This window comes from Vibrio sp. J383 (assembly GCF_023503985.1).
Lineage (GTDB): Bacteria > Pseudomonadota > Gammaproteobacteria > Enterobacterales > Vibrionaceae > Vibrio > Vibrio splendidus.
The window spans coordinates 721,905-735,560 of record NZ_CP097294.1 but is presented as its reverse complement, the minus strand read 5'-3'; the positions used below and the strand labels follow the sequence as shown (position 1 = coordinate 735,560).

The window sequence follows — 13,656 nt, the reverse complement described above, 5'->3', positions numbered from 1 at the left end:
ATAGCTTCCCCAAGATGGTTAGTAAGTGATTACTAGCCATCAGTTTAGTTACAAGTATCCAATAACCTCGCTAAGCCAACGACCAAAAATTGCCTGCCCGCTTGGGGTTAACGTCCACGCAAACGCCGCAACATTCATTGCCACTGTCACCCAATAAATTGCTCTGAACGGCTGCTTTTGCGTTTTATGGCGCAGCTTATCTTGAGCAATCAAAGCTCCTAGCCAGCCACCAACAACAGACAAAATATGAAGAGTTTTCTCAGGCACACGCCAATTGCTATTGATCGCCGCCCTCTTGTCCTTTGCGTACACAAAAAACGTCACTATCCCGATAACTAAGTACCACACCAACAGCGCTTTCGAACTTTCTACAAACAACGCGGATACCGCCACTAGAACCAGATAAGTGATAGCGATTTGAATAGATGAAGACAACATCAACTCCTTTTGGGTAACAGCTCACATACTGTAGCAATTACGCCCTGTAAATTTTGATAAGGATGAGTAAGGCATATTGTAATTCAGTTAGCCTGCTAAATAACAAACAAGCCCTTTCATCCCTACATAACATGATGGAAGTTAAAGGAATTATAAATATGTACAACCAAAAGTACGCCATCTATCAAGTTTTTACGCGTTTATTTGGTGATAAAAACACTCAACATGTTCCGTGGGGCACAATAGAGCAAAATGGCGTCGGCAAATTCAATGATTTTACAAACAAAGCGCTGTCTGAAATTCGCAAACTCGGCATTACACATATTTGGTACACCGGAGTGCCACATCACGCCGTCATCAATGATTACAAACACATTGGTATCTCAGACGATCACCCGAGCGTGGTAAAAGGTCGTGCTGGCTCACCTTACGCCGTCAAAGATTATTACTCTGTAAACCCAGATCTCGCCGACAATCCCGAGCGCCGTCAGGAAGAGTTTGAGGCATTAATCAAAAGAAGCCACGACAACGGTTTAAAGGTGATCATCGATATCGTCCCTAATCACGTTGCGCGTCATTATGAGGGACTAAATAACCCAGAGGGAGTCAGTGACTTTGGCGCTCACGATGACACTACGCTTGAATATCACCGAGACAATAACTTCTACTACATTCCCAACAGCGCCTTTGAACTGCCGGATGTAGAGCCCGCCTTTAGCCCACTTGGTGGTGAGCAGCACCCTAATCTGAAAGCCCCGTTTATCGAGACACCCGCTAAATGGACAGGCAACGGCTCACGCTTGGCTAAGCCGGATTTTGACGACTGGTATGAAACCGTGAAGATCAATTACGGCGTGCGCCCTGATGGCTCAAAAGACTTCCCTGAGCTGCCGAGCGATTATGCACAGCGTGATCACCTAGACCATTACCACTTCTGGAAAGGCGTGAATGTGCCAGACTCTTGGATTAAATTCCGAGACATCGCCTTGTTCTGGTTAGACAACGGTGTTGATGGGTTCCGCTACGATATGGCTGAAATGGTGCCTGTCGAGTTCTGGAGTTACCTCAACTCATCGATAAAGATGAAAAACCAAGATGCCTTTTTAATGGCTGAGGTTTATCAACCGGACTTATACCGCGACTACATCCATCTCGGTAAAATGGACTACCTGTATGACAAAGTTGATCTGTACGATGGACTTAAAGACATCATGCAAGGCAAGGCTTCAACGGCTATCATCCCCAAGATCCAGCATCAAATGATGGATATTGAACACCACATGCTGCACTTCTTGGATAACCATGATGAGCAACGCATCGCGTCTCCCGAGTTTGTTGGTAATCCTAATATCGCGAAGCCTGCAATGCTCGTCAGCGCGTTATTAAGCAGTTCACCGACCATGATCTATTTTGGACAAGAAGTTGGCGAACCGGGAACGGAAGATGCAGGCTTTGGAAAACCCTCACGTACCTCTATATTCGATTACATCGGAGTCCCACAACACCAAAAATGGATGAACCATGGTGCATTCGATGGCGGATTATTAAACGACAACGAAAAGCAGCTACGTCACTTCTATCAGCAGGTAATGAACTTTTCGCTTGAGCATTCTTCAATGACTGGTGAATATCGAGACTTACACCAGATCAACAACTTGAGTGATTCTATTTACGCATTCCTGCGCTTTGACCACCAAGAGCTCACCATTGTTGCCGCAAATTTCAGCCAGCACATCACAGAGAGTATTCACTTGAAGGTTCCAAGTAATGTCATCCAAAAACTCAAAATAGCGAATGACAATTACTTGCTAGATGAACATATTGGAGGCCTTCACCAACAAGTATTCACCGTTGAAAATAGCATCGGTAATTTTAATATCGAATTAAAACCGCTCGCATCTTTGGTTTGGGTATTGTCGTTAGATGAATAACCTATCTATCAATATTAGTGACCGAACAACTATTACCTTTCTAATTGATAATTAACTTAATTCTCAAGTTAAATTAACAGCCTCTCAATTCGATACATTCCTCACATTAATAAGGATGAGCTCTCATCCTTATTATCTACTCCTAGCTTCTACGCCTTGGGTTATTAATATCGAACATATGAGTTATTGATCCAATTAATTTCACTTAAACCAAATACAAAGCGTGATACTGACACTAGGTTTCCTATTTTTACGTATTAAAAATAACTTTACATATAGCCATCACAAATAGTTGGCCATCATTCGGACTAGGATATTCATCTTCATAAAAAGTGAAATATGGATATCAAACGTGAACAACATAAATATTAATAAGAACATCACTCTACAACGCACCTTCAACATTACAAAAAAGAGAAGCTTCAAACGATCAACGCTAGCCAAAGCGATTCTGCCTCTCTTCACTGCCACCCTTATCGCAGGCTGTGGTAGCGATAACGACAGCGACACGGATGCTGGCAACAGTGGCTTATACAAAGCTGGCGAAAACGAAGTCGTTGTGTATTACAAACGTGATGTCGCGGCTGCTAGCACGTCTAGCACGTCTAGCACGTCTAGCTCGACCTATGATGGCTGGGGATTGCACCTTTGGAATGGCGAAGGCTGTACCAGCACAGACTTAGTAGCCATGGGGTTAAGTGAAACGGGGACTAACTGGGAAGCACCTTACGAATTTGATGGTATCAGCGATACCTACGGTGCCTACTATGTGTTGAAAGTCGATCCAGATGCTTCTGACCCGCATGAATGCATGAACTTCATCTTACACAATGGCGACGAAAAAGCGTTTGGTAGTGCCAATTCGAAAGTCGAGTTAACCAAGCTTGGTGATTCGCAAGGTGTATTCGGATTCCATGGCAGCAGCGAGTTGTACTACGACCCAATCTCAGAAAGACCAGTCAATATTGATGGCCAAAAAGCACATTGGTTAGATGCAACCACCATCGCTTGGGAAGCAGCTAGTAATGCCGATTCTGTAAAACTCTTCTATGCATTAGATAACAGTATCACGATGAACGCCGACAAAGAAATTGTCGGCGGAACTGCAATTGAACTAAGCAAAGACGGGGAGCTGTCCTCTGAATTGAAAGAGCGTTTCCGCCACCTTACAAGCTTACCTGCCCTTGCTATCGACGTTGACGACAATACTTTACGTACCATCTTAAAATCTCAGATAATCTTTGTTGCCTACAATGCCAATGGCGACGTTACCTCTTCAACTGAGGTTCAAAAACCTGGTGTGCTTGATGCGGTATTTGCTAGTGAAGATACTGGTAATGCGATGAGTGAAGAACTAGGCGCGATTGTTGAAGGCAGTGCGGCTACCTTCAAGCTTTGGGCACCAACAGCGCAAGATGTAGAGCTAGTTCTTTACAGCGAAGACCTGAAAAGCTCACAAGTTTTTCCAATGACAGAAAGCACTGAGACGGGTATCTGGGCGACTGACGCGGTACCTAACGCTGTCAACAGTTACTATCGCTACCAAGTGAAGGTTTACCACCCAACCACAGGCAACATTGAGACTCGCCTAGTAACCGACCCTTACTCACTCAGCTTATCGAAAAACTCTGCATACTCTCAAGTCATCGATCTTGATGATTCAGCATTAATGCCTGAAGGTTGGGTTGGATATAAACGCCCTACTGTAGAGAAAGATGAAGACCACGTACTCTACGAATCACATCTTCGTGATTTTAGCTTCAGCGATAAGCTCGGAACAAAGAGCCTAAACGGCAAGTACCTCGCTCTCACAGAAGCAGATCGTGAGTCGGTTAAACACCTTCAAGAATTGAAAGATGCGGGCTTAACGACACTACATATCTTACCGGCATTCGATATCGCTACCGTCGATGAAGATGAAGCGAGCCGTGTCGATATTACTGACACCGTTGGTAAGCTATGTGATGTAAAACCGACTGCCGCCTTATGTGGAAACGAAGACGAAAACAAAGTCATCGAAGAAGTACTCGATGGTTATGATCCTTCAACAGGCGATGCACAAGCGCTAATGAACGACCTGCGTATGCTCGACAGCTTCAACTGGGGCTACGACCCATTCCACTACACGGTTCCAGAGGGCAGCTACGCGACAGATCCTAATGGTTCTAAGCGTATTCTAGAGTTCCGTCAAATGGTAAAAGCCACGCACGACATGGATCTTAAGCTGATCATGGACGTTGTATACAACCATACCAATGCGTCTGGCGTGAACGATAAGTCAGTGCTGGATAAGATTGTCCCTGGGTACTACCACCGTCTTAACGTCAACACAGGTGGCGTCGAAAACTCAACCTGTTGTGACAACACTGCGACTGAAAACCTAATGATGGGTAAATTGATGGTCGACTCACTTAAGGTGTGGGCTGACGATTATAAAGTGGATGGTTTCCGTTTTGACTTAATGGGCCACCAACCAAAAGATGTGATGGTAGAAGCTCTTGCTGAAGTACGTAAAATCGACGAAAACACCCTGTTCTACGGTGAAGGTTGGGACTTTGGCGAAGTAGCAGACAATGCACGCTTCGATCAAGCGAACCAAATCAACATGGCAGGCACTGAGATCGGTACCTTCTCGGACCGTCTGCGTGACGCCGTACGTGGTGGTAGCCCATTTGATGGCGGTGTCGACTCAGAAGGTAATCACCCACTTCGCTTTAACCAAGGCTTTGGTAACGCAGCGATTGCCAACGAAGAGACGAAAGTCGATCAAGACTCTATCAACGGTCGTTTACACAACCAAGACCTTGTTCGTTTAGGGATGGCGGGGAACCTCGCAGAATACGTGCTGATTGATTACAAAGGCGATACCAAACTGGGTAAAAACGTCGACTACAACGGTGCTCCCGCTGGCTACACCAAGATGCCTTCAGAGAACATTTCTTACGTTTCAAAACACGATAACCAAACGCTTTGGGACAACAACGCTTACAAGATCGCTGCCGGTACTAGTTCTGCAGAGCGTGCTCGCATGCAGTCGGTATCGCTTTCTACCGTGATGTTAGGCCAAGGCATACCATTCATCCATATGGGTTCTGAACTACTTCGTTCTAAGTCTATGCAGCGCGATTCTTACGACTCTGGTGATTGGTACAACCGCGTCATGTTTGACGGTACTAACAATAACTGGAATGTTGGCTTACCACGTGAAGACAAAGATGGTGCTAACTGGGATTTGATCAAAACTATCATAGCTGACAGCACGGCTAAACCAGACGCAGACGACATTGAGCTGACTAAGCAGCAATTCCTAGAGCTATTAAAAATCCGTAGCTCAAGCGAACTGTTCCGCTTAGACACAGCAGACGAAGTCATGAAGCGTGTCGACTTCCGCAATGTTGGTGAGGATCAAGTCGAAGGCCTAATCGTGATGTCTATCGATGATGGTGCATCCGCAGGTACAGACCTCGATCCAGCGAACGATGCGATTGTCGCGGTTGTAAACTCTACCGATGAATCTCAATCATTCAAAATCACAGGAGCGACGGGGTTTACTCTTCATACCGTTCAACAGAGCTCAGCTGATGACACAGTGAAAGGCGCAAGCTTTGCCGCTGAAACGTTCACTGTACCTGCATTAACCACAGCAGTATTTGTACAGGCTCAAGGCGATGCGCAAGGTGTCGGTCTGCCAGTCGATAACTCAGATAAAGATGTATCTAGCATTCCGCCATACGGGCAAACAACGGTTTACGTTAGAGGTAACATGAATGAATGGGGCGCAACTGATGATTGGGCGATGAGCTTTGTTAGTAACGGAGTTTATTCTTTAACAGCAACTTTAGATCCTAATAGTTATGAATTCAAATTTGGGAGTTCTACCTGGGAAACCATTGATATCGGTTGTAAGTCCGCTGAACTTGCAGATGGCTCTATCAATCTTGGAACTGATGGTAACTGCCAATTGAGCGTAACAGAAGCTGGCAACTACACATTCATTCTGAATGCGATTTATGAGTTAGATGACAATGTAGAAAAAGCGGTCGTTTCAGTAACCAAGAATTAAGCCTTAAAGCTTATGATTCTAATAAACAGATAATAAAACCAGCGCAAGCTAGCCTTTTGGGAGACGTCAGTCTCCCTTTTTTTATCCTCAATAAACTCCAATCCCAATGCACCACACCATTGCTTTGCTTCTCATCGGTAAATACTCAGTGTTAAGTGATAGACGAGCCACCTTAGTTCTTAGTAGAAAGCATAACGACTCAGTGTGAGCGTCTAGTTTAAGTGTATGTGAAATTTAGGAATCCGAGTTTAGATTTAGGTTGATAAATGAAATGGCGATTCGACAATAGAGCTCGTATTCAGTTGTGTGAGAAGAGTAAAATAGACGAAAGTGTTTTAGTTGGCAATTAGTAATATCAAAACCATAAACGACCATTAACGTCCATTTATATTAGCCATTAATTATTAGGTGTAAGTCAGTGGTTATTTAAGACCTAGTGTTGAGTGAATATAAATATTCCTTTTCACTTTTCACTTATCACTTATCACTTATCACTTATCACAAACAATAAAAAGGCCCCTAACTAGGAGCCCTTCTTTTCATATCATTCAGTATATACAAACCGTTTGATTACTTTTTATTGACGGCTTTTACAAATACTTCTTGTGCGCCTTCAATACCGAGTGCTTTTGCTTCATCTAATAAGCTCAGAGCTTTCGGAATATTATCTTCACTTACTGCCGTTTGAATTGCATTATGGTAGTAAGTTTGCGTCTCTGGTTGAATGGTATCAAGCTTCGCTGCCGCCGCTGGCTTAGCGTTAGAATCACTGCTAGAACCAAACGAGAAGAAACTTACTCTATCAAGAGTCACTTCAATCTTACCTACGTTTGCGTTCGGAACTGGGATATCTTCCATTTCTGGCAAGTAGTTACCGCGGCCTTCTGCATCTAAACGAGCAGGATGAATGACATCAGTAAAACCATCCAGATCTTGCTGCTCAGTATAGATAACTAAATAAACCGATTCAGACGTCGTCGGTGGGTAAAAATCGTTGTCAGCAACTAAGCGATTCCCCAAGTGCAATCTTGGTTTCGCGTATTCGAAACTCTCTTTACCATAACGCTCTAGCTCACGACCATTTTTATCGTAAATGACGGCATTTGGTACAAATGCTGTATCGCCGATCATGCTCGTGATCTTAATAGAATACTCACCACGGTCTGCAGGGAGCTCTATCGCGACCACAGGGCTGTTGATGCCTTGGTAATTTAATATTTGACTATCTGGTGTTACATCAAAAATTGCTGAGCTTGGCAGCTTCATTGAAGCAAATTGAAGACCAGCAATAGAGTTAACTTGTTCAGCTTGCGCAACTTGCACTTGCTCGACTACTTGCGCAGATTGACAACCAGCTAACGCAACACAGCCACTTAGCATAAGAGCTTTAAAATACATAACCCTTCCTTTTTGTTATTTTTTTAAGAAATTTACTAACTTTAATTACCACAAAGAGAACTATTCACCTAGGGAACGATCAACTTAATCGTACATTCCTTAAAAAAATAGCCGACGCAAGCCGGCTATGAATTAGGACAGTTTAGGATTTAAGCTAAGTGGCTTACCACCAAGCTTCAGCTTGGATACCGAACACGTATTCAGTATCGTCACCGTTGAATGCTTCTTTATTTTCAGTATCTAGGATGTAAGAACCGTAAACACGGATTTCAGGACGAGCCCAGAAGCTGTCACCCATAGCCCAAGCTTGAGCTACTGTGAATTTAGCGTTACCGAAGTCTTCTGTTGCTAGACCGCCGTCAGCAATACGCTCACCAGCGTTGTAACCAGCTTCAAATACTGTACGCATAGTGTCGTTCCACTTGTACATTGGACGAACTACAGCAGAATACTGGTCGATATCGAAAGTTTTGTTTGTGTAGTTACCATCTTTGTCAGCACCACCGATATCGCTACCCGCTAGGTAAGCTAGTTGGTGACCCATTTCCCAAGATTCGCCAAGGTTCATTACACCCCAGTTAATTAGACGGAAACCAGATGCTTCATTGAATGCTTCAGTACCACGAGAGTAGTAAGAACCTGAACCCCAGAAGTTTGCAGCTTGTACGCCGTAACCATTAGTACCGTACTGAAGTACAGTTTGGTGGAAGCCGTTGCTCGTTCCTTGGTGTAAAATTGCAGAAGCTAGTAGGCCATCATCAGCAGACTCACTTGCGTCATTTGAATCAGTTGCGAAGTTGTATGCTAGTGCAAATTCTAGAGAAGCATCTTCCCATAGACCAATGTTCGCTAGACGAGCATCAAAGATGTAACCAGTTGAATCGTCAGTGTCACCATCTTGAATAAGCGCTACAGAAAGTTTTTGGTCACCAATAGAGATGTTCTCAACACCACCACCAGTACCTGATGTATTTAGGTAGTAGAAGTCAGTGATATGGATGTCTTTACGTTGGTAGTATGTTTTACCAGCCCAAAGAGTCGCTTCTTGGTCAAAAGATAGAACGCCTTTCGCTTTAACTGCGAACTGAGCAACGTTAAAGTCAGAATCTTCCCAACCATTTGCGCCAGGAGCACCAGAAGCAATCATTGACTCAACGCGCCACGTTTGCTCACCAGTTTTCAGCTCTTCAGCTAAACCAAACTCAGAATAGTTGTCATTTTCGTTACCTAGACGACCAATACCGTTTTTATTTACTGATACATCACCGTTACCGTTACCGCTAATACCAGTACCAGCACGCATGTAACCATTAAAATCTACAGCGAACGCAGAGCCAGCAGCTAATGTAGTTGCCACTGCAGCAGCAATCAAACTTACTTTTTTCATTCTTAACTCCATTAAGGACGATTTATTTTAGGTTTTTATATTTTTGCTCTCTTGCGACAACCAAAGGCAGTAATGGCGGACGTAAGATAGAGAGGTTTAGGGTTGCCCCTGATTCGTTTCAACGGAGTCAATATTAAGAGGGGATGACAAGTTTGACTTCCTCCACCCCTAAGTTAATTAAGGGGGACTAGAGGGGAGTAGAAAATATACAGAACGGTGTTTTAAAGAGGTAGATCACTTAATCTAGGAGGAGTAGACAGCACACAGATCTAATTATTAGATATAAGTGCGATCTAGTTCAAATATATAATTTGAACTTCATCGATGAATTATTTTTTTAACCGTAATTAATCTGTGAAGTTGCTTGACCTTATTGTGACAAAGCTTTTTACTTATAGTTCACTGATGTCGATAAACGAACAAGAAATCAAGCAATGACTAGAACGCTCGCTCGCCCTTATCCACTAGGCGCAACGCTAGGTAACACTGGCTGCAACTTCTCAATTTATTCTCCTGACTGTAAATCCCTTTCCCTCGCTCTCTTTGACGAGAACGATGAGTTCACCACATATAAATTGGAAAATGAATACGCTGATATTCGATATGTGTTTATCGACGGAATAAAAGCAGGACAAAAATACGGCTTCATTGCTGAAACTGAAAATGGGCCAATTCTGCTTTCAGACCCTTACGCTAAAGCAATCAGCGAACCGCTCGATTACGTCACACCGTATACCAATGAAAAAAGCTTTTCGATGGCGAAATGTGTCGTTATTGATGACACTTTCGACTGGCAAGATGTAGACAAGCCGCGTATTAGCCGAGAAGAGACCGTTCTTTTCGAAACTCATGTAAAAGGCCTATCGAAGCTTCACCCTGAAGTCGCGACCCATACTAAAGGCCGTTACTTAGGGTTAGTTAGCCCTGAAATGCTCGCGTTCTACAAACAGCAAAATATCAACTCTCTACAACTTTTACCTATTGCTGCGTGCATGCATGAGCCTCACCTACTAGATATGGGGAAAGTGAACTATTGGGGTTACAACCCATACTTATTCATGGTGCCTGACCCACGCTACGCCGAAAAGGACGCCGTGAATGAGCTCAAAACTGCGATTCGCGAACTGCACCGCAATGGCATCGAGGTCATTCTAGACGTCGTGTACAACCACACAGCAGAAGGCGGCGAAGGTGGAACTACCTTCAACCTAAAAGCACTGGATAGTCGCTACTACATTAAACATGGTTGTCATTATGCGAACTTTACTGGTTGCGGTAATACGGTCGACCTAACCCACCAGCCAGCACTCAACTTAGTGATGGATACGCTTCGCTATTGGGTTAGTGAGTTTAAAGTTGATGGCTTCCGCTTTGATTTAGCAGCAACGCTAGGCCGTGAAGGCGATAATTACAATCCTGAGGCCGCATTCTTTAAAGCTGTGGCTCAAGATCCGGTACTTAAAGAAACTAAGTTAATTGCAGAACCTTGGGACATCGGCCCGAATGGCTACCAAGTCGGTAATTTTCCTTTAGGTTGGAATGAGTGTAACGACAAGCTCAGAGACATTACACGCAGCTTCTGGCGCGGTGATCAAGGCTATCTGAAAGAGTTTGCAACTCGCTTGATGGGATCGCGTGATATCTACAGTGCTGCTCATTGGCCGTACAAATTGACCGTCAACTACATCACTTACCATGACGGCTTCACCATGCAGGACCTTGTTTCTTACAAACATAAGCACAACGAAGAGAATGGTGAGAACAACCGCGATGGACACGGCGACAATCGCTCTGAAAACTATGGCGTTGAAGGCGAAACCGAGAACCTCTTGGTCGTCGCAACACGTGAAAAACAGAAGCGTAACTTCATGGCAAGCCTGTTGTTCGCCTTTGGTATTCCGCATATTTTGACGGCTGATGTGCTATCTCATACTCAAAAGGGTAACAACAACGCTTACTGCCAAGACGGCGTAACCAGCTGGCTGAACTGGGAAGATTCAGAGCGTAAGACTTACTTCAAGACTTGGCTGTCTGAGATGATCTCCGCACGTCAGCAATACATGGTGCCTTTTATTAAGGCATTCAGTGGCGAAAAGCGTAACTCTAACCGCATCTTCTGGAGCCGTGTCGATGGCACTCTCATGGAACATGATGATTGGAACCGTTTAAGCTCAGTTGCATTGCATTTAGGTATTGGTAAAAATGGTGACGAGTTGATTTATCTGATCAACCAAACCAACGCACCAGCGCGTTTTTCTTTACCTAGTGACCGTGAGCAAAACTGGGTGACTATCTGCGATACTAACCTACGAAATGTAAAACCAGGTCATGCTGAAGGTGAAATGCTGTTATCTCCAGCTTCAATGGCGATTCTGCACTATTCGCCAGACAAGACTGATTTAAGTTGAGTTGAGTTGAAAGCTAAGCCAGCTTAATAAATCACCAGAAACCATAAGAGCCAGTTATATTTATAACTGGCTTTTTTGTTAGCCGAATATCACAAAAATCATTCATTTATATGGAATCATTTGCATTGATGTGATTACGAAAACTGTTTAGTATGGCCGTACTATAAAAATGAATCTATAACGTCTTTGGATATCATGGCTTTACCTAAAACATTAATTCGGCTTTTTAAACCATACATTATTTTATTAACTGGAGGGATGCTCTATCTTGCTGTGGCTCAGCTTGAAAAAGTAGAAACAGCAGCAACCGAACAATCATCATCAAATATTCGAATCGCAAGCTCCACGATTCGTTCCAACATCGAAGCCACATTTGGCAAGCTCTATTTTTTAGAAACCAGTCTAGGCTTACCTCAAACGGCTCCAATCGGTGATCGAAAGTTCAGAGAACTGAGTGATAACATTCTAAAAAGAACACCTAACTTCTCTGATATCGTTCGATACCAACCTCAAACCCAACAATATATATCAAGTCGTGGCTTACCTCTTTCCAACGAACAAGTTGGCTCCATCAAATGGAACCCAATAGACAGTGTTGTGGAGGATTTTTATATCTCTTCTATTTATCAAAAGCCCGATGGTCGTTGGGTGTTCGCGGTGAAACATACAGCAGAAAGATTGAACGAAGAGATATGGATTGAGTTTGATCTATTGCACACAACCCAAGGGTTAAGAGACTTAAAAACGCTTAATCACGGCTATGTGTTTGTAGTTGATCGAGCAACAGAACGACTTGTCTTTCACCCTAATCCGAAACGTATCGGCTCTAAATCTATCAGCTACCACGCTGGAATAAGCCACCAACTCTCGCAAGGCGAAACCGTCGGTAAACACGAATACTACTATCAAGATAACTTCAAAATATCGGTATTCGATGCTGACAATAGCTTGAACTGGGTGTTCATCGCAGGTACTGATCGTCACGATATCCTAACCAGCTCATATCAATTCACATTAACTGGTGTCGTACTTGGTTCTCTGATTCTTTTGTGGGTTGGGGCAAACTATTTGTCTTATCGCTTGAACGTATCTTTATCTCAACTGAATAAGGTCGATGACCTCGTAAGCTTTAAGCGAGAGTTGAAATCCATACTGGATAGCTTTACTTACCAAAAAGGCATTCAATTCTGTCTCTATCAGCCTGAAAACCACGCATTCAGTACCATCGACTATCACGGAAACAAATCAACGGTACATTGTGACAAAGCCCTTGCAGAACGATTTACACCAGACACCATGGCTTATCGAAGTGGTAAGTACGCCGATCCTCTGGCATGTAAACTCAAAATACACCAACGTCACTACTGCATTCCTTTGCACTCTCGCAAACAGTTGGTCGCAGTGCTTTATGTGAACGCGAACTTACCGATCAGCCAGAGTATTCTGCGTATGATCAGAGATTACACCGAGGTCTCGCTGTCTAATTTACTGCTCCACCATCAATTGAGCAGTAAAGACCTGATGACTCAGTTGGACAACAAAAGCAGTTTCAATATCGCATTGGAAAACTACGCCGACGAGCCAGATACCTATGTTGCTCTGCTCGACATCGATAACTTTGACCACGTTAATCGCGCCTATGGTGAAGCGGTTGGTGACAAGATGATCAAGCTGACTGCAGAAGCGATACGCTCATACTTCCCTAAGCCTAAAGGGCTTTGTCTTGCACGTATTGGAGGCAAGGAGTTCGCTGTATTGTTCAAAGCAAATGATGTAAAGGATGCCAAATTCCAGCTAGACCAATGTCGAATTGAAGTTAGTGAGCAAGCCATTGCCACGCCAGATATCACGTTATCATTAGGTGTCAGCGTCGGATTCTCGCAAATAGAAGGTGAAACAGATTCGGCTTTAGCGCTTGCAGAACAGGCAAAACTCATCGCTCAACAGCTCGGAAAGAACCGAGTGGAAGGACATATTAGAGCTATCGCGCAAGCTTCATAACACGCCACAGATTCGTATGTGCACACAAAG

At 43.8% G+C, this 13,656-nt stretch carries 7 protein-coding genes; 4 read left to right on the top strand and 3 right to left on the bottom strand.

Features of this window, described 5'->3' with window-relative positions; genetic code table 11:
* Nucleotides 1–48: 48 nt before the first annotated feature.
* Entirely contained in the window at nt 49–438 is a 390-nt protein-coding gene (locus tag M4S28_RS19775; RefSeq protein ID WP_249633606.1) for a DUF1294 domain-containing protein, read from the bottom strand.
* A gap of 158 nt (nt 439–596) precedes the next feature.
* Between M4S28_RS19775 and M4S28_RS19770 the strand changes: the two genes are divergently transcribed.
* A complete protein-coding gene (locus tag M4S28_RS19770) occupies nt 597–2,369 on the top strand; it encodes an alpha-amylase family glycosyl hydrolase (protein WP_249633605.1) in 1,773 nt (590 codons plus the stop codon).
* Nucleotides 2,370–2,772: 403 nt separating this feature from the next.
* Nucleotides 2,773–6,432 carry a pullulanase-type alpha-1,6-glucosidase gene (gene pulA, locus M4S28_RS19765; protein ID WP_249633745.1) on the top strand — a complete coding sequence of 1,220 codons (3,660 nt, stop codon included), beginning with the start codon at nt 2,773–2,775 and terminating at the stop codon, nt 6,430–6,432.
* A 570-nt stretch (nt 6,433–7,002) separates the two neighbouring features.
* On the opposite strand, the gene M4S28_RS19760 is transcribed toward pulA, so the two are convergent.
* Together M4S28_RS19760 and lamB are read right to left on the bottom strand one after the other, a co-directional pair.
* On the bottom strand, nt 7,003–7,830 hold the full coding sequence (locus M4S28_RS19760) for a MalM family protein (protein WP_017081801.1): 828 nt from the start codon (nt 7,828–7,830) through the stop codon (nt 7,003–7,005).
* 163 nt (nt 7,831–7,993) lie between these two features.
* A complete protein-coding gene (lamB, locus tag M4S28_RS19755) occupies nt 7,994–9,217 on the bottom strand; it encodes a maltoporin LamB (RefSeq protein ID WP_181257501.1) in 1,224 nt (407 codons plus the stop codon).
* Between the two features lie 434 nt (nt 9,218–9,651).
* On the opposite strand from lamB, the gene glgX reads away from it, so the two are divergent.
* Nucleotides 9,652–11,625: a glycogen debranching protein GlgX gene (glgX, locus tag M4S28_RS19750; RefSeq protein ID WP_249633604.1), complete on the top strand. Its 1,974-nt coding sequence runs from the start codon at nt 9,652–9,654 to the stop codon at nt 11,623–11,625.
* 258 nt (nt 11,626–11,883) lie between these two features.
* A complete protein-coding gene (locus M4S28_RS19745; protein WP_249633603.1) occupies nt 11,884–13,626 on the top strand; it encodes a sensor domain-containing diguanylate cyclase in 1,743 nt (580 codons plus the stop codon).
* Nucleotides 13,627–13,656: the final 30 nt, after the last annotated feature.

Coding starts and splice junctions, on each gene's coding strand:
- lamB (WP_181257501.1), bottom strand. CDS start 9,217: ATGAAAAAAGTAAGTTTGATTGCTGCTGCAGTGGCAACTACATTAGCT.
- M4S28_RS19760 (WP_017081801.1), bottom strand. CDS start 7,830: ATGTATTTTAAAGCTCTTATGCTAAGTGGCTGTGTTGCGTTAGCTGGT.
- M4S28_RS19770 (WP_249633605.1), top strand. CDS start 597: ATGTACAACCAAAAGTACGCCATCTATCAAGTTTTTACGCGTTTATTT.
- glgX (WP_249633604.1), top strand. CDS start 9,652: ATGACTAGAACGCTCGCTCGCCCTTATCCACTAGGCGCAACGCTAGGT.
- M4S28_RS19775 (WP_249633606.1), bottom strand. CDS start 438: ATGTTGTCTTCATCTATTCAAATCGCTATCACTTATCTGGTTCTAGTG.
- M4S28_RS19745 (WP_249633603.1), top strand. CDS start 11,884: ATGCTCTATCTTGCTGTGGCTCAGCTTGAAAAAGTAGAAACAGCAGCA.